This is a genomic window from Lentzea roselyniae (genome assembly GCF_039537795.1).
In the GTDB taxonomy this organism is placed as follows: domain Bacteria; phylum Actinomycetota; class Actinomycetes; order Mycobacteriales; family Pseudonocardiaceae; genus Lentzea; species Lentzea atacamensis.
Map to the genome: position 1 here is coordinate 229,071 of NZ_BAABBE010000001.1, position 16,079 is coordinate 245,149.

Annotated in this window: 16 protein-coding genes, 1 tRNA gene and 1 pseudogene; 10 read left to right on the forward strand and 8 right to left on the reverse strand. The window is 67.6% G+C overall.

From position 1 onward, the window contains the following. Positions 1–2 precede the first annotated feature (2 nt). The 3 genes from ABFX45_RS01125 to ABFX45_RS01135 are packed head-to-tail and all read right to left on the reverse strand — an operon-like array spanning position 3 to position 3,141. Positions 3–1,406, reverse strand: coding sequence for a PP2C family protein-serine/threonine phosphatase (locus tag ABFX45_RS01125; protein ID WP_109630218.1), 1,404 nt, complete (start codon positions 1,404–1,406; stop codon positions 3–5). Then, positions 1,403–1,864, reverse strand: a complete 462-nt coding sequence (locus tag ABFX45_RS01130; RefSeq protein ID WP_030465595.1) for an FHA domain-containing protein FhaB/FipA — start codon at positions 1,862–1,864, stop codon at positions 1,403–1,405. Before ABFX45_RS01130 ends, ABFX45_RS01125 begins: the two co-directional genes overlap by 4 nt. A gap of 50 nt (positions 1,865–1,914) precedes the next feature. Further along, complete coding sequence (locus ABFX45_RS01135; RefSeq protein ID WP_109630221.1) at positions 1,915–3,141, reverse strand: FhaA domain-containing protein; 1,227 nt, start codon at positions 3,139–3,141, stop codon at positions 1,915–1,917. A gap of 117 nt (positions 3,142–3,258) precedes the next feature. Between ABFX45_RS01135 and ABFX45_RS01140 the strand changes: the two genes are divergently transcribed. From ABFX45_RS01140 to ABFX45_RS01155, 4 genes are all read left to right on the forward strand, one after another. Then, positions 3,259–3,341 (forward strand) — tRNA-Leu (locus ABFX45_RS01140). 88 nt (positions 3,342–3,429) lie between these two features. Further along, on the forward strand, positions 3,430–4,242 hold the full coding sequence (locus tag ABFX45_RS01145) for an NADP-dependent oxidoreductase (RefSeq protein WP_346126932.1): 813 nt from the start codon (positions 3,430–3,432) through the stop codon (positions 4,240–4,242). Positions 4,243–4,557: 315 nt separating this feature from the next. Then, the gene (locus tag ABFX45_RS01150) at positions 4,558–5,175 is read left to right on the forward strand and encodes a hypothetical protein (RefSeq protein WP_109630231.1); all 618 of its coding nucleotides are present in this window, start codon (positions 4,558–4,560) and stop codon (positions 5,173–5,175) included. A gap of 14 nt (positions 5,176–5,189) precedes the next feature. After that, positions 5,190–5,846, forward strand: coding sequence for an NAD(P)H-binding protein (locus ABFX45_RS01155; protein WP_109630234.1), 657 nt, complete (start codon positions 5,190–5,192; stop codon positions 5,844–5,846). On the opposite strand, the gene ABFX45_RS01160 is transcribed toward ABFX45_RS01155, so the two are convergent. After that, entirely contained in the window at positions 5,843–7,123 is a 1,281-nt protein-coding gene (locus tag ABFX45_RS01160) for a D-arabinono-1,4-lactone oxidase (RefSeq protein ID WP_109632978.1), read from the reverse strand. The two genes, ABFX45_RS01155 and ABFX45_RS01160, sit on opposite strands and share 4 nt — an antisense overlap. 86 nt (positions 7,124–7,209) lie before the next feature. Here ABFX45_RS01160 and ABFX45_RS01165 point away from each other — a divergent pair, with 86 nt between their 5' ends. Then, the gene (locus ABFX45_RS01165) at positions 7,210–8,391 is read left to right on the forward strand and encodes an amino acid deaminase/aldolase (protein ID WP_346126936.1); all 1,182 of its coding nucleotides are present in this window, start codon (positions 7,210–7,212) and stop codon (positions 8,389–8,391) included. On the opposite strand, the gene ABFX45_RS01170 is transcribed toward ABFX45_RS01165, so the two are convergent. Then, on the reverse strand, positions 8,388–9,032 hold the full coding sequence (locus ABFX45_RS01170; RefSeq protein ID WP_407656810.1) for a TetR/AcrR family transcriptional regulator: 645 nt from the start codon (positions 9,030–9,032) through the stop codon (positions 8,388–8,390). The two genes, ABFX45_RS01165 and ABFX45_RS01170, sit on opposite strands and share 4 nt — an antisense overlap. Before the next feature lie 82 nt (positions 9,033–9,114). On the opposite strand from ABFX45_RS01170, the gene ABFX45_RS01175 reads away from it, so the two are divergent. From ABFX45_RS01175 to ABFX45_RS01185, 3 genes are read left to right on the forward strand one after another with little or no spacing between them, the layout of a single operon-like run. After that, positions 9,115–10,362: a GH1 family beta-glucosidase gene (locus tag ABFX45_RS01175; protein ID WP_109630245.1), complete on the forward strand. Its 1,248-nt coding sequence runs from the start codon at positions 9,115–9,117 to the stop codon at positions 10,360–10,362. Between the two features lie 40 nt (positions 10,363–10,402). Beyond that, positions 10,403–11,563, forward strand: coding sequence for an MFS transporter (locus ABFX45_RS01180; protein WP_109630249.1), 1,161 nt, complete (start codon positions 10,403–10,405; stop codon positions 11,561–11,563). Beyond that, positions 11,563–12,342 carry an SDR family NAD(P)-dependent oxidoreductase gene (locus ABFX45_RS01185; protein ID WP_346126939.1) on the forward strand — a complete coding sequence of 260 codons (780 nt, stop codon included), beginning with the start codon at positions 11,563–11,565 and terminating at the stop codon, positions 12,340–12,342. The genes ABFX45_RS01180 and ABFX45_RS01185 overlap by 1 nt, the downstream gene beginning before the upstream one ends. Before the next feature lie 246 nt (positions 12,343–12,588). Here the strand turns inward: ABFX45_RS01185 and ABFX45_RS01190 are convergent, their stop codons facing one another. Both ABFX45_RS01190 and ABFX45_RS01195 read right to left on the reverse strand, forming a co-directional pair. Then, a complete protein-coding gene (locus ABFX45_RS01190; protein ID WP_035909125.1) occupies positions 12,589–12,948 on the reverse strand; it encodes a hypothetical protein in 360 nt (119 codons plus the stop codon). A 13-nt stretch (positions 12,949–12,961) separates the two neighbouring features. After that, entirely contained in the window at positions 12,962–13,225 is a 264-nt protein-coding gene (locus tag ABFX45_RS01195) for a hypothetical protein (protein ID WP_407656811.1), read from the reverse strand. A gap of 217 nt (positions 13,226–13,442) precedes the next feature. On the opposite strand from ABFX45_RS01195, the gene ABFX45_RS01200 reads away from it, so the two are divergent. Then, a complete protein-coding gene (locus tag ABFX45_RS01200; protein ID WP_109630256.1) occupies positions 13,443–14,825 on the forward strand; it encodes a helix-turn-helix domain-containing protein in 1,383 nt (460 codons plus the stop codon). A gap of 152 nt (positions 14,826–14,977) precedes the next feature. Next, positions 14,978–15,259: a hypothetical protein gene (locus tag ABFX45_RS01205; protein ID WP_109632983.1), complete on the forward strand. Its 282-nt coding sequence runs from the start codon at positions 14,978–14,980 to the stop codon at positions 15,257–15,259. Between the two features lie 57 nt (positions 15,260–15,316). Here the strand turns inward: ABFX45_RS01205 and ABFX45_RS01210 are convergent. Further along, positions 15,317–16,052 (reverse strand): annotated as a pseudogene (locus ABFX45_RS01210) (SDR family oxidoreductase). Positions 16,053–16,079 lie beyond the last annotated feature (27 nt).

A 16,079-nucleotide genomic window follows, 5' to 3' on the forward strand; every position in this document is an offset into this window, starting at 1 on the left:
AACTACGGACCCTCCCGGCATTCCACACCCGGCTTCTGCTGGGAGGGGGTGAGTGAAGGCTCGGTCGCGCCGGTCTCCGGGTTCGGCGAACCGTTCGCCGGCGGAGTGCTGGTCGGGCTCGTGGGCGTCGTCGTCGTGCTGTTCGACGTTGACGACGTGTCTTTGCACAACGGCAGCATGTGCTCCGTGCGCAGCAGCCTGACCGCGGCGCGGGCGCCGTCGATCCCGTTATCGCTGCGGATACCCGCGGTGATGGTCTTGCGACCGGCTTCCTGCAGGTCCTTCAGCGTGATCGGGGTGCACCCCGTCGATCCCGGCGGGCACGAGTCCTCGACCTTGGACGACAGCTTGAAGCCGAGCACGGTGCCGTTGAGGCCGCGGAAGATCGCGACCTGGCCGTCCTCGGTGGCGCCGACGTAGTACTGGGTGTTGAGCCACAGCTTGCCGCCGACCGCCACGACACCGGTCAGCAGGAGCAGCACGAAGATGATCGCGAACGCCTTGATCGCGTTGCGCTTCTTGCGCTTCGGGTCCTGCGGCGGTGGCGGCGGTGCCTCCATGCGCTGCGGCATCGGCGGGCGCTGCTGCGTGAGCGCGCTCGCTCGCGACGCCGCGGAGTCCGGCGGGGTGTTGTGCTCCTCGCTGCCGTCACCGGCCGCGCCGCCGACGATCGGGTAGTCGTCGCCGAAGTCGACGTCCTCGACGTCCGCCACGATCACCGTGACGTTGTCGGGTCCGCCGCCCTTGAGCGCGAGCTCGATCATCCGGTCCGCGCAGGCCTGCGGGTCGGGGATGCGGATCGCCTCGTCCAGCGTCTCCTGCGAGACGACCCCGGACAGACCGTCCGAGCAGAGCAGGAACCTGTCGCCGGCGCGTGCCTCGCGCACGGTGAGGCTCGGCTCGAAGTCGTGGCCGGTGAGGGCACGCAGCAGCAGTGAACGCTGTGGGTGGCTCGCGGCCTCGTCCGGCGTGATCCGGCCCTCGTCGATCAACGACTGGACGAACGTGTCGTCGTGCGTGATCTGCGCGAACATGCCCTCCCTGAGGAGGTACGCGCGCGAGTCGCCGATGTGCACGAGCCCGAGCCTGTTGCCCGCGAACAGGATGGCCGTGAGCGTGGTGCCCATGCCCTCCAGGTCCGGGTCGCTCGTGACCAGTTCGGAAATGGCGCCGTTGCCGGCCGCGACCGCGTCGCGGAGCTTGCCGAGGAGGTCGTCGCCCGGCTCGTCGTCGTCGACGTGGGCCAGCGAGGCGATGACCACCTTGCTCGCGACTTCACCGGCGGCGTGGCCACCCATGCCGTCGGCGACTGCGAGCAGGCGGGGGCCCGCGTACACGGAGTCCTGGTTGTTGGAGCGAACCAGGCCCCTGTCGCTGCGGGCCGCGTATCGAAGAACCAAGGTCATGAGCGCAGCTCGATCACCGTTTTGCCAATGCGGATCGGGGTGCCGAGAGGTACTCGCAGGGGTGCGGTGACCTTGGCTCGGTCTAGGTAGGTGCCGTTCGTGGAGCCGAGGTCCTCCACGTACCAGTCGGTTCCGCGCATGGACAGCCTCGCGTGCCTGGTCGACGCGAAGTCGTCGTCCAGGACGAGAGTGGAGTCGTCAGCGCGGCCGATCAGGATCGGCCTGCCGTCGAGCGAGATGCGGGTGCCTGTCAGCGCCCCGTGGGTGACCACGAGTTGCCGAGGCGCCTTGCTTCCCCTCGCCGACTTCTCGGACCTCCGGAATCCGGGCAGACCTGACGCCCGGAGCCCTGAGGCTGCGTAGAGATCAGAGCGGACCACACGTAGGGCGGCCAGCACAAAGAGCCAGAGGAGCACGAGAAAGCCCGCTCTGGTCAGCTGCATCACCAGCTCTGGCACCGGTTGTAACCGCTCCTGCCTTGAGTTGCTTACCGACGCCCGTATCGACCTCAGCCCGCGGTGCGGAAGACCAGTGACGAGTGGCCGATGCGGACGACGTCGCCCTCCGCGAGCTGCCAAGTCTGCACTGGCGTGCCGTTCACCGTGGTGCCGTTGGTCGAACCGAGATCAGCGAGCATCGCATTCTGCCCGTCCCAGGAGATTTCCAGGTGGCGCCTGGAGACACCCGTGTCCGGGAGGCGGAAGTCGGCTTCCTGCCCACGTCCTACGACGTTTCCACCCTGCTTGAGGTTGTACGTGCGGTTGGAACCGTCGTCGAGGTGCAGGGTCGCGTTGAGCTGGCGGTTGGCGCCCTGGGTGGCCGGAGGGGCGTATCCGCCCTGGTTGTAGCCCTGGTCGTAGCCGCCGGGCTGACCGTAGGCCGGCTGCTGGCCGTAACCCTGGTCATATCCGCCGGCCGGCTGGCCGTACCCCTGGTCGTAGCCACCGCCCTGCTGGCCGTAACCCTGGTCGTAGCCCTGCTGGCCGTAACCCTGCTGCTGGCCGTAGCCCTGGTCGTAGCCGCCGCCCTGCTGGCCGCCGCCGTAACCCTGGTCGTAGCCCTGCTGCTGGCCGTAGCCCTGGTCATAGCCCTGCTGGCCGCCGCCGTAGCCGCCGCCCTGCTGGCCGTAGCCCTGGTCGTAGCCGCCTTGCTGGCCGTAGCCCTGGTCGTACCCCTGCTGGCCATAGCCCTGTTGCTGGCCGTAGGCCTGCTGGTCGTAGCCCTGCTGGCCGTAGCCGCCCTGACCATAAGGGTCCTGGCCGGGCTGGCCCTGTCCTTGTCCGTAGCCGGGTGGCTGGCTCATGGATCGGTCTCCTGCGGTGCGAGGTGGTGCTGACCGTCGGCTGGCCGCTTTCACGTCGGGGTCGACGGACGAGCTGGTTCGGAACTGTCCGGTGTGCAGCGCCTCGGAGCGCTCCAGGGAGACTACGACGTCACCATAGGTATCCCATCCGGACTCGGCCAGGTGCTCTCGCAGGCCCTCTGCGAGAAGCTGGGTGATGCGTAGTTCATCCTGCTCATCGCCCGCAAGACGCTCGTGGTCCTGAGGTCCGAGCAACACCTTGTAGTGGTTGGGGGCTAGCAGTCTGCCACCCGCGAGCTCACGGATGTTGCTCTCACCCTCCCGTTGCAGCGCCTGTGCCACCTCTTGGGGCACGACACTGCCACCGAACACGCGCGCGAAGGTGTTGCCGATCAGACCTTCCAGCTTGCGCTCGAAGCGTTGCAGGCCCACGTCAACTCCTTCCGCTCGGACGGGCTCCTGTACCGATCGTATCCGGGTACGACCCGGCCTACAGGGGGCGATTAGGAACCCGGTTTGGACGCGTGCTAGTGTTCTCCACGTCTCCAGGGGCAAGTGGCGGAATGGCAGACGCGCACGGTTCAGGTCCGTGTGTCCGAAAGGACGTGGGGGTTCAACTCCCCCCTTGCCCATCGAAAGACAGATGGAACCCCTCTCGCGGAATCGCGAGAGGGGTTCTTTCGTTGATCTGCGGTATCAGATTCCTTGATCCAACAGGTGATGTCTGTCACTCGTTCGGGGGTCGGCATGTGGGCGATAGCGGGGGCGGACTTCGGCGCGGAACTCGAACTGGTGGAGCTTCCCGAGCCGGAGGCGGGCCCGAACGAGTTGAAGGTGCGCTTGTTCGCGGCGAGCGTGAACCCGTTCGACCGGAAAGTCGTCGACGGCATGCTTCGCGGTTCTGGTGAACACCGGTTCCCGTTGGTTCCGGGAACTGATGGGGCTGGTGAGGTCGTCGGTTCCGGAGAGAGGATTTTCGGCACCTTCTTCCACCGTCCCGTCGGCGTCGGTACATACGCCGAGTACGTCACAGTTCCGGCCGGGAACGCGTTGGCTCCGTTGCCGGAAGATCTCGATCCCGCCGTTGCCGCCGCATTGCCGACCGCGGGTATGACTGCGTTGCAGTTGGTCGAGTCACTGGGGTCCGCGGAATCCGTGCTGATCATCGGACCGAACGGTGGCGTCGGATCGTTCGCCGTCCAGATCGCCCGTGCGGCCGGCAAGCGGGTCATCCCCGTCGGCCGCGGTGACTCTCCCGTCGAGGCCGACGCTCTCATCGACCTCGTGAGCGCCGACCGTTCGTCGTTCGAGGCGAACGCGCGCTACGCGCCGTTGGCCTTCAACACCAACTACGTCTCCAGCGATCCGGCCCAGAACTTCGGCATGAAGGGGTCGCGAGAAACGCTCGTGCGCCTCGCGTCGATGGTGCAGGCGGGAGACCTTTCCGTGCCGATCGCCCGCCGGGTGCCGCTGCGCGAGGCGACTGACGTTTTCGCAGGTCACGGGCCTGGCAAGACAGTGATCATCATGTAGGTGGTCGTTCTGGCGCGGTGAACGGTCGACGGACGGTGACCGGCGACGCTGACCGGCTTTTCGTCCTCACGCGTAGAGCACCCACTCTGAGCAGCACTTTTGGTGCGTCCAACCGGATTAACGTCACCCAGACGGCAGCACCGTAGGACCGAACTCCCCGCGCCACTCTTCGACCGGTCACCGACCGGTCGGCGCCGTCGATCGCAGGGGGTGTGGCGACCTGGGGGCGGGCCGCGCGCTTCCTGGTACGCCTTATCCAGAGCACGAGTCGAAACGCGGCGGATCGACCGCCGCGGGTTGCGAGGAGGCACTGGCGTGAGCAGCACCCCAGCAAGGATCGCGGCACCCGGCAGCGCACAGGGACTGTCGACCACCGCGCTCCCGGTTCCGGAACTGCCCGCGTCCGTCGAGGAGTTGGCAGCCGCCGCGGCGATCCGCCTCGGCTGGCACGGCGTCGTTCTCCCCGAGATGGTCCTGATGGGCCGCAAGGTCGTCGTCGTGGCCGAGCTCCTGGCCGACGCCCACGCCGAGCGCGTGTGCGTGGGTGCGGGCCCTGAGGCCGACAAGACCACCGTCTCCACGTGGGTGTGGCCGGAGATGGAAGGCCGCGTCCCGCCGGCCGCCGTCCGCATCGTCGGCGTCCTGGCCGTCGCCCGCCACTGGCGCACCGCGCTCGCGTCCGCCGTCCCCTTCGCGCGCTACGGCAACGCCGCGGTCGTGCTGCCGGAGTCGGTCGCCTTCTCGCACGACTACCTGTCGAACTGCCTGCCGCGCGTGCGTCGCTATGGCGTCTCGGTGCTCCTGGCCGACGACGAGAAGGACCTCTCGGTCGACGTCTCCGGCCGCCAGGAGCACGTGCCCGCCGAGGACACCGCCATCACCCGCTGGGTCAACGAGCTGGTCTACGAGCAGGTGCTCGCCACCGCTTCCTGATCTACGGTCGGGGCATGCGAGTAGTCATAGCCGGCGGACACGGGCAGATCGCGCTGCTCCTCGAGCAGCTGCTGGCCACCCGTGGAGACGCGGCAACCGCACTGGTCCGCAACCCGGATCACTTCAGCGACGTGCAGGAAGCCGGAGCCGTTCCGGTGCTGTGCGATCTGGAGTCGGCCACAGTCGACTCGGTCGCCGCGTATTTGAACGGCGCGGACGCCGCGGTCTTCGCCGCAGGCGCAGGGGCAGGCTCAGGAGCCGCCCGCAAGGACACCGTGGACTTCGGGGCCGCCGCCCTGTTCGCCTCGGCTGCGGCCGAGGCGGGGGTGCGGCGGTTCCTCCAGGTGTCGACCGTCGGAATCGAGTCCGCCGACTCGCCTTCCGTGGATCCCGAGTTCGCGGTCTACCTGAAGGCCAAGCGCGCGGCGGAAGACGACCTGAAGCCGCGGGATCTCGATTGGACGATCCTGCGGCCGGGGCCGTTGGTGAACGACCCGCCCACCGGACTGGTCACGCTGGCCGCGCCCCGGTTGCCGCGTGCGTCCGTCACTCGGGCCGACGTGGCCGCCGTGCTGGCGGAGTTGCTCAACGCTCCCAACACGATCGGCAAGACGCTGGAACTGGTGAACGGTGAGACGCCCGTCGCCGACGCCGTTCGCGAGATCCTCTAGCCGAGCACCCGGTCCAGGTAGGGGTTCGTGAACGTCCTGCCTGGATCGACCTCGTCGCGCACCCGCAGGAAGTCGTCGAAGTGCGGGTACAGCGGCCGCAGCTGCTCGGCGGTCAGGTCGTGCATCTTGCCCCAGTGCGGACGTCCTCCGACGGACGCGGCGATGCTCGCGTAGGCGTCGAAGAAGGCCTTGTACTGCATGCCGAGCGCCTGGTGCATCGAGATGTAGGCGGTGTCGCGGCCGGACGCGGTGGACAGCCAGATGTCGTCGGCCTGCGCCACCCGCACCTCGCACGGCACGATCAGCGCGTCCCGGTCACCGAGCCTGTTCGCGACCGCGCGAAGCTCCGCGATGACGTCCATCAGCGTCTCGCGCGGGATCGAGAACTCGGTCTCCACGAACCGGACGCGCCGGGGCGTCACGAAGACGTTGTGCGAGTAGTCCGAATAGGACCGCTCCGAGATCAGCGAACCGCAGACCTCGTTCAGCTTCCTGGTGTAGCGCGGGAACGCCTTGGCCACCTTGCACACCGCGCCGAACGCGGCGTTCTCCATGACCTCGTACTCCCAGAGCTGACGTGCGCGCGACAGCGGCTCGGCCGGTTCCGGGATCCTGTTGTTGCGCTTGAGGATCACCCGGTCCGAGTGCGTGAACCAGTGGAACTCGACGTGGTCCTCGACCGCGCACAGGTCGTCGAACTGCTCCAGCACCGCGTCCAGCCGGCCCGGCGCTTCCGAGGCGCGCAAGACGAACGACGGCACGCACTGCAGCGTGATCGTGCTGATGATGCCCAACGCGCCGAGGCCGACGCGGGCGGCGTTGAAGAGGTCCGGGCGTTCCGAACGAGAGCACGTGACGACGGATCCGTCGGCCAGCACGAGTTCCAGCCCGGCGATGGCCGTGGCCAGCACGCCGAGCTTGGCGCCGGTGCCGTGGGTGGAGGTCGAGACGGCACCCGCGATGGTCTGGGCGTCGATGTCGCCGAGGTTCGGCATGGCGAGACCGAGGCGGTGCAGGTCGGCGTTGAGGACCCGCAACGGCGTGCCGGAGCGGACGGTCACCAGGCCGGTCTCCGTGTCCGCGCGCACGATTCCCGTCCAGCGGTCGAGGTCGAGCGCCACTTCCGGCGCGACCGCGATGTCGTTGAACGAGTGACCGCTGCCCCGCGCGCGGACACGGCCCCCGGACACGACCGCCGCTGCGATCTCGTCCGTGCTCGACGGGTGGACCACGCGCGTAGGCGTGCACGAAGCCGTTCTAGCCCAGTTCGTCCACACGCGTTCCTCCACGAGAGAGTGTGACCTGCGAGTAACGTAAGTGAAAGCTCTTCACGTTTCAAGGGTTTACGACGTACCGTCAACGCATGCGCAGAACACGACTCGACGTCGCGACGAAGGATCTCGATCCTCCGTTCGCGATCGTCGACCTGGACGCCTTCGACTACAACGCGGCGGACCTCGCCCGTCGCGCTGCCGGTCATCCGATCCGGGTCGCGAGCAAGTCGATCCGTGTGCGCGACCTGGTGAGCCGGGCGCTCGAACGGCCCGGCTACCGGGGCGTGATGTGCTACTCGCTGGCCGAGGCGCTGTGGTTGTCCGAGCAGAACGTCAGCGACGACCTGCTGGTGGCCTATCCGACCGCCGACCGCGCCTCGCTGCAGAAGCTCGCGGCGAACGAAATCGCACGTCAGCGCGTCACGATCATGGTCGACTCGATCGAGCACCTCGACTTTGTGGACGCCGCGACCGGCCCGCACTCGGACCTCCGCGTCTGCCTGGAGCTGGACGTCTCGTGGCGTCCGCTGCCCGGCGTGCACATCGGCCCTCGCCGCTCGCCGGTCCACACCCCGCAGCAGGCGAAGGTCCTGGCAGCCAAGATCAACCAGAGGCGGGGCTTCAAGCTCGTCGGCGTCATGGCGTACGAAGGCCAGATCGCGGGCCTCGGCGACAACCCGCCGGGGCAGCCGTTGCGCGCCATCGGCATCCGGCTCATCCAGTCCAAGTCCGGACCCGAGCTGATCGCCCGTCGCACCGCCGCGGTCACCGCGATCCGGCAGGTAGCCGACCTGGAGTTCGTCAACGGCGGTGGCACAGGCAGCCTCGAGCTGACCGGCACCGACCCGTCCGTCACGGAGCTCGCGGCAGGCTCCGGGCTCTTCGGTCCGACGCTCTTCGACGGCTACCAGGCGTTCAAGCCGGAACCCGCTGCGCTCTTCGCGCTGTCCGTGGTCCGCAAGCCGAACAAGCGCACGGCGACGCTCTTCGCCGGCGGCTACATCGCGTCCGGCACACCGACGCCCGACCGGCAGCCGTCGCCGTACCTGCCGGAGGGGTTGAAGACGCTCGGCCTTGAAGGCGCGGGTGAGGTGCAGACACCGGTCACCGGCAAGGCCGCGGAGCAGCTGAAGATCGGTGACCGCGTCTGGATGCGGCACGCCAAGGCCGGTGAGCTGTTCGAGCGGTTCGACGAGGTGCATCTCGTGCACGGTGACCGCATCGAGCGCACCGTGCCGACGTACCGCGGCGAGCGGCACAACTTCGGCTAGGCGGGCAACCGCGACGACAGGTAACCCCTGACCAGTGCCCTCGCTTCGGTCAGGATCGCCTGGTCGCCCGTCGGGGCGTTGCGGAACGCCATCTTCATCACGGCGTCGGCCGCCTCCACGGCGATCGCGATCGGCAGCTGGACCTCGCTCATCGGAATTCCGAAGTTGACGGAGATCAGCTCGGAGATCTTGTCGGAGATGACCGCGTTGTTGTCGCGGCGGTCGTCCAGCAGCCGCATGTCCACGACGTCACCGAAGTGCAGCCTCCCGAACGCGGGGATCTCGCGGTGCATCGTCACGTAGACGTCGAACACCGTGTCCACGGCGTCCCACCAGTGCTCCAGCGTCGCCTGCTCGAGCCGTTCGGTGATGCCCTGGGAGAACCTGTCGACGTTGCGCAGGGTCAGCGCCTGCACGACGGCTCTCTTGTCCGGGAAGAACTGGTACAGCGAGCCGACCGCGACACCTGCTCTCTCCGCGATCAACGTCGTTGTGACGCCGTCGTAGCCCACCTCGTCGATGAGGGTCGCGCAGGCCTCGAGCATTCGCTCTACTCTCTTGGCGCTGCGCTGCTGGACTGGCTGACGGCGAAGCGGGGTGGTGCTCGTCACGGCGACTCCCAGTAGTTCGGGTACATCCATCTTGCCTGTTGTACGGCCTTTTCACTTCCCTGAGCCTGTCAACACGCCTACGATCCGAATAAGTTTCACATTTGGAGGATCGATGAGCGGCTTCCTTTGGGGAGTGTCCACGTCCGCGTTCCAGATCGAGGGCGCGTTCGGCGCCGGCGGCCGGGGTCCCTCCGTGTGGGACGAGTTCACTCCGGTACACGAGAACCAGAACGCCAGCGTTGCTTGCGATCATTACCACCGCTGGCGCGAAGACGTTGCGCTCATGACACAGCTCGGCGTGAACGCGTACCGGTTCTCCATCGCGTGGCCGCGCATCCAGCCCTCCGGCAAGGGACCTGTCAACGCCGAGGGCCTCGACTTCTACGACCGCCTGGTCGACGCGCTCGTCGACGTCGGCATCGCGCCGGTCGCCACGCTGTACCACTGGGACACCCCGCTGGAGCTCGAAGCCGAGGGCGGGTGGCTGGGCCGCGACATCGCCGACCGGTTCGCCGACTACACCGCGCTGGTCGCGGACCGTCTCGCCGACCGGGTGCAGATGTGGATCCCGATCAACGAGCCCGCGATGGTGACGTTGCAGGGCTACGCGATCGGTGAGCACGCGCCGGGCAAGACGTTGCTCTTCGACGCGTTGCCGACCGCCCACCACCTGAACCTGGCTCACGGTCGTGCGGTCGAGGTGCTCCGGTCGTTCAACGCGCACCGGGTCGGCACGGCGAACAACCACACGCCCGCCTGGCCGGCTACTCCGAACGACGTACCCGCTGCCGAGGCCTACAGCGAAATCCACAACTGGATGTACGCGGATCCCGTTCTGTCGGGCCGATATCCCGACGCAGTCGCCGATCTTCTGCCGATCGAGGACGGTGACCTGCAGACGATCCACCAGCCGCTCGACTTCTACGGCGTGAACTACTACAACCCGACGCGGCTGAAGATGCCGTCCGAGGGCAACCCGCTGCCGTTCGAGCTGGTGGAGATCGACGAGTACCCGCGCACCGGCTTCGGCTGGCCGGTCGTGCCGTCCGGGCTGACCGAGATGATCACCCAGCTCCGCGAACGGCACCCGGACCTGCCACCGGTGTACGTCACCGAGAGCGGCTGCAGCTTCCCGGACGAGATCGAGGACGCCGAGCGGATCGCTTATCTGGAGGGCCACCTCAAGGCCGCGCAGGCAGCGAACGTCAACGGGTACTTCGTGTGGTCCCTGCTCGACAACTTCGAGTGGGAGGCCGGCTATTCGCAGCGGTTCGGCCTGGTCCACGTCGACTACGAGACGCAGCGGCGCACGCCTCGCAACTCGTTCCACTGGTACAGAAGGGTGATCAGTGGTGAGTGAAACAGTGGCCGAACCGGTCGTCCCGGTTCGCAGGAGCTGGATGGCCTGGCTCTTCGTCGCGAACCTCGGCTTGTGGCTCGCGATCTACGCGCCGATCCAGATCCTCCTGCCGCAGCAGGCCGAGCAGCTGGACAAGGCGAACAAAGTGTTCGTGTTCGGCGTGGTCACCGGTGTCGGCGCCTTTGTGTCGATGGTGGTGGTACCGCTCATCGGGTTCTTGTCAGACCGCACGACCTCGCGTTTCGGCCGCCGGCATCCGTGGACGCTGGGCGGTTCCGCCGTGGGGGCCGTCGGTCTCGGCGTTCTCGCCGAAGCGGACTCGGTCCACGTCATGACGATCGGCTGGTGCCTGGTGCAGGCCGGGATCGGCGGCATGCTCGCCGCGCTGATGTCGACCGTGCCCGACCGGGTGCCCGTCGTGCAGCGGGCGCAAGTCGGCGGGTTGATCGGGATCAGCCAGATGCTCGGCACGCTGGCGGGCGCAGTCGTGGTGACGGAGCTCGTCAGCGGTCTGCCGGCGGGCTACCTGGCGTGCGCGGTGATCGTCGTGGCCGGTGCGTTGTTCTTCGTGCTGAGGACACCGGACACGAAGTTGGTCGAGAAGCCGGTGCGGCTGACGCTCTGGATCTCACCGCGCGAGCACCCCGACTTCGCCTGGGCCTGGCTCGGACACTTCATGCTCAACGTGGGTAACGCGCTCGGCACGTTGTACCTCCTTTTCTTCCTCGGTGACGTGGTGCACCATCCGGCACCCGAGACAGGTCTGCTGGAGCTGATGGCGCTCTACGGCGTGGCACTCACCGCAGGAGCAGTGCTGTTCGGCGCACGAAGTGATCGTTCTGGGCGCCGCAAGCCGTACGTCTACCTCGCGTCGGCGGTCATGGCGCTGGCCGCCCTGTTGCTGGCGGTGTGGCCGACGTGGGAGGCCGTGCTGGTCGCCGCACCGTTGCTCGGCTTCGGCTTCGGCATTTACATGGCGGTCGCGATCGCGTTGCTCACGCAGGTGCTGCCGTCCGCGGCCGATCGGGCGAAAGACCTCGGCGTCGTGAACGTTGCCAACGCGTTGCCGCAGGTCGTGGCCCCCTTGCTGGCTGCCTTGATCTTGGCCAACCTTGGTGGCTACCGCGGTCTGTTCGCGGCGTCGGCGCTGGCGACCGCGCTGGCGGCGGTGTTGATGAGTCGAGTGCGATCGGTGGTCTGATGCAGCTGGCGGGCAAGAGGGTTCTGGTCACGGGAGCGTCCCAGGGGATCGGCGCCGAGGCCGCGTTCCGGTTCGCGGCACACGGCGCGCACGTCCACCTTGTGGCTCGGAGCGCCGAACTGCTCGATCTACAGGTCAAACGGATCATCGAGTTCGGCGGCTCGGCGTCCGCTCACGTGGCCGATCTGGCGGACGCCGCGCGGATCCGTGCGCTCGCCGAGGAGGTCGAGACGCCCGATGTGCTGGTCAACAACGCCGGCGTGGGCCGTTGGTTGTTCCTCGACGACACGTCGGCCGACGAACTGCAGACGATGACCGCCGTGCCGTACCTGGCGGCGTTGTTGCTGACCAGGGAGTACTTGGGCGCCATGCGTGCCAGGCGCTCCGGCTGGATCGTCAACGTGAACTCGCCGGTGTCCCGCCTGCCGATTCCCGGCTGCGTCGGCTACCAGTCGTCGCGGTGGGCGTTGCGCGGACTGACCGCGTCACTGCGGCTCGACCTGCGCGGAACCGGCGTCGGAGTCAGCGAAGTGGTGCCGGGAAAGGTCTCCAGCGAGTACTTCAACAACAACCCCGGTGCGGAGGAACGGATCCCGGCGATCGCGCGGTTGATCCCGACCGTGACGCCCCAGCGGTGCGCGAAGGCGATCGTCGACGCGGTCGAGAAGGAACGTGCCGAGCACCTGTTCCCGTGGCAGCTCAAGGCGTTCGAGCTCTCCGGCCGGCTCTTCCCCGGCCTGACCTCGTATCTGACCTGGAAGACCGGCACCCACCGCTAGAAGCGCTGAAAACGGCCCTTGCCTGCGCGGGAGGTGCAGACAAGGGCCGTGGCTGGTGACCGCGGACCGGTGCCGGTCGGGGAGGGAAGGTGCACGTCACCGGCCCGCGGGAATCTGTGGAGTTGTCGAGCTGACCGGGGTCCGCGATGTCGCGGTCGGGGGTTCGCGCATCGCGGACCACCGGTCAGTAGGCCGTTTGCAGACCTGGTCGTGTCGGGGGGACGCCAGGTCAGTCGCAAAGGCCCGTTAGTGGGCTCGAGCCACCGCGCGGCGGGTCCTGGTGACAGGAGGGGTCACCGGAGCCTCGCGCAGGTGGCGAGCCGGGCGCGGGGCGAGTCCGCCCGCAACCAGGTGTTCGTACGCGGCGCGCCACACCGAGCAAGGTGACTTCTGCTGGCGCCAACGGCCGGAGCACTCAGGGCAGTTGCCCTTCTCGTCCGGCTCGTGCGCTGCCAGCAGAGCACGCCATCCCTCGGTCAGCCGAGGGAGCTCGGATCGAGCCACCGACAGCAGGGACGGGGCGTCCGCGCGGCTCGCCAGCTCCGTGAGCAGGTCGAGGCGTTCCCACACAGCGTTGCGAAGAACCTGTCCGAGGATCGCGTCCATCGAAACGTCACCGTCACCTTTCCGCCTGGTCGGCGGCTTCGCGTAGCGCAGCCCTGAGCTGTACGAGCTGGTCGTGGGACAAGATTGCCGTCTCACCGGGAGGTCCGACCAGAACCACTTGGCCCTGAACGACCTTCACGGTGAGCTGGCGGTCCCGGTCGACCACGTCGCCGCAGCTGATCTGCCACGTCCGACGCTGCCCGGTCGTGCCGCGCCATGTGGATTCGGTGTCACCCGTCTCCACAATGGAGGTGGAGCTTGGGGAGGAGCTGTCCACGATCGGTCGTTCCTCTCCGTGCTCACTCGCTTACCGGAATCTAGATTGCGATGATTCATGCCGGAACGGGACGTCACAGCGCTGACCGGTGGAAGTCTTACGGTGAGCGGTAAGCGGTGTTCGGTAGGGCCGATCAGCCTCACCGAAGAGGACTTCTCGGGCTCGGGGACCTGCCCCTAGTCTGCCGATGACGCCCAACGGACTGTGAGGGTGCGCGATGAACACCATGGGTTCCCAGGGCTCTCCGATTCCCGCCGACGTGTGGGATCAGCAGGAGATGCGGGACGCACTTGCCCGACGAGAGATCAGCTCGGTCTACCGGCTGCTCCGACGGCACGGCGTGTCCCAGCGCCAGATCGCGGCGCTCACTGGTCAGTCGCAGTCCGAGGTCTCGGAGATCCTCAAGGGACGCCAGGTGATGGCATATGACGTCCTCACCAGGATCGCCGTCGGCCTGGGTGTCCCACGTGGATACATGGGTCTCGCCTATGACGAGACAACGGCAGTGAGGGTGGCCGCAACCGCGGACTCACCCCATCCTGAGGAGGACGAGTCGGTGAAGCGTCGGAAGTTCCTCGCGCACGCCGCCGCCGTGACAGTCGGCGCGGCCGTGTTCGGAGCGGACTCCGGGTCGTGGGTTTCACACCCCACACAGACTCCGGCTCCGGGACGCATCGGCATGACCGATGTGCGCCAGGTCGAAGCGGCGACGCGAGCCCTGCGTGCCCTCGACTACCAGTACGGCGGCGGCTCCTGCCGCGACGCCGTTGTCGCCCAGCTGTCCTGGGGACAGCAGATGCTCGGTGCGAGTTCCACTGATGTCGTTCGCCAGCGCCTCTACGTCGCGCTGGCCGACCTGCACAACCTCGCCGGCTGGACGTCGTTCGACACGGGCCTGATGGACTCGGCCCGCAACCACTTCGGCCAGGCCCTCGACCTCGCCAAGCAGGGCGAGAACGAGGCGCTGATGGCGAACATCCTGTACCGCATGGGCCGCGTCTACCTGCACCAGAACGCCCCGGACGACGCGCTGAAGGTGTTCCAGCTGGGTCAGCTGGCCGCGCAGAACTCCGGTTCCGAGCTGGCGGTCGGCATCCTGTGCGCGAACGAGGCCTGGGCCTACGCGAAGATGGGTTCCGACGAGCAGGCGTTGAAGTTGCTCGGCCGCGCGCGCGACGAGTTCTCGCGCGCCAACGTCGCAGAAGCCCCCGCCTGGGCCAAGTTCTTCAACGAGATCGACCTCTCGTCCATGATCGGCACGGTGCACACGGAGCTGGCACAGACGGTGGACGCCAAGTACACGAGGACGGCCATCCCCGCGCTGTCCAAGGCGATCAACAACTTCGGTGACGAGTACGCGCGCAGCCGCTCGTTCAACCTGACCTCGATGGCCATCAACCACCTGCTCGAAGGCGACATCGACCACGGCGCCAAGATCGGCCGCCAGGCCGTCGACCTGTCGGAAAGCCTCAAGTCGGTGCGTACCAAGCAGCGCATGGAGCCGCTGCGCCAGGAAGCCGAGAAGCGCCGCAACAACCCCGAGGCCCGCGAGCTGGCCGACCGCGTCGCCCGCTTCACCGGAGCCGACACGGCCGCCTGAGCCAATCTCGTTTGGGTCCTATAGCACCTCTTTTGGATGGTGTGGGACACGAACCGGTAACGCGAGGGCCTTCTCCCACGAATGCAGCATCGACGGGCGAGAAATCGACGCCTAGTGTGCGGCAGGTCGGGGCGAAGGACGAGGTGCGGCGCGTGAGCCTTACTCGGAGGTGGCGTTCCAAGAGAGCGCTGCGATCCGCGCAGTTGCTCGATGAGGTGGTCGACACCCAGTTGCCGCTGCTGGCGGCGTTCGACGAGGAGCGGCGGCGGCGTTCTGCCGACTACCTGGCGGAGCTCGTCGCACTGGCGCAGGACTACCGCTACTACGCCAACGGCTGGATCGACAGCCGCGAGCTGGACCGTCGCGGCCAGCGGACGATGAACCGGCTGGCGCGCATGCGTGAAGAATCTTCGGCTCGACTGATCACCGATTAGTCCGTTCGCGCGCAGCTCGTCGTGCCGATCAGACCACTCACCGAGTGCGTGGATGTTTCACGTTGAACAATTGCTCGTCCCACACCAGGGCACGGTTCCGGCGTCGTCGAACAGGCCGCCGGTCGGACCGTCGTCGGGCAGGGTGGCCAGTTTGATCGCGATCTTCGCCCCCTCGGCCGGCGTGCTGGTTCCTTGAAAGCCGTTGAGGTCGGTCGCCACGTAGCCGGGGCAGGCGCCGTTGATCCTCATGTGCGGAAGTTCCTTGGCGTACTGGACGGTGAGCGCGTTCAGGAACGTCTTCGACGGCGTGTAGGCCCCGTTGACCTCGCCGAACTCCACCCCTTGGCGTGGTCTGCAGCGTCAGTGACGCGAGGTGGCTCGACTGGTTGACGATCCGCGGTCGTGCGGAACGGGCCAGCAGAGGCAGCATCGCCTTGGTGACCCGGACGACGCCGATCACGTTGGTCTCCAGCACCTCACGCAGGCTTTCCGGCGTGGCGGCGGACGGCGCCGCGGGCCATCCTCCGGCGATCGCCGCGTTGTTGACCAGCACGTCGAGGCGGCCGAACCGTTCCTCGAACAGCGCTGCTGCTGCCTTGACGCTCCCGTCGTCGGTCACGTCCAACGGCACGGCGAACGCATCGACGCCGTTCGCCCGCAGTTTCGCCGCCGCCTCCTCGCCACGCCGGGCGTCTCTCGCGCCGACTCCGACAGTCATCCCGAGCCCTGCCGCGATCTCGTACCCGATGCCCTTGTTCGCGCCGGTGACCAGCGCAATCGTCTGTTCGCTCATGCAGTTGATCGTGGTCTCGCGGGCTCT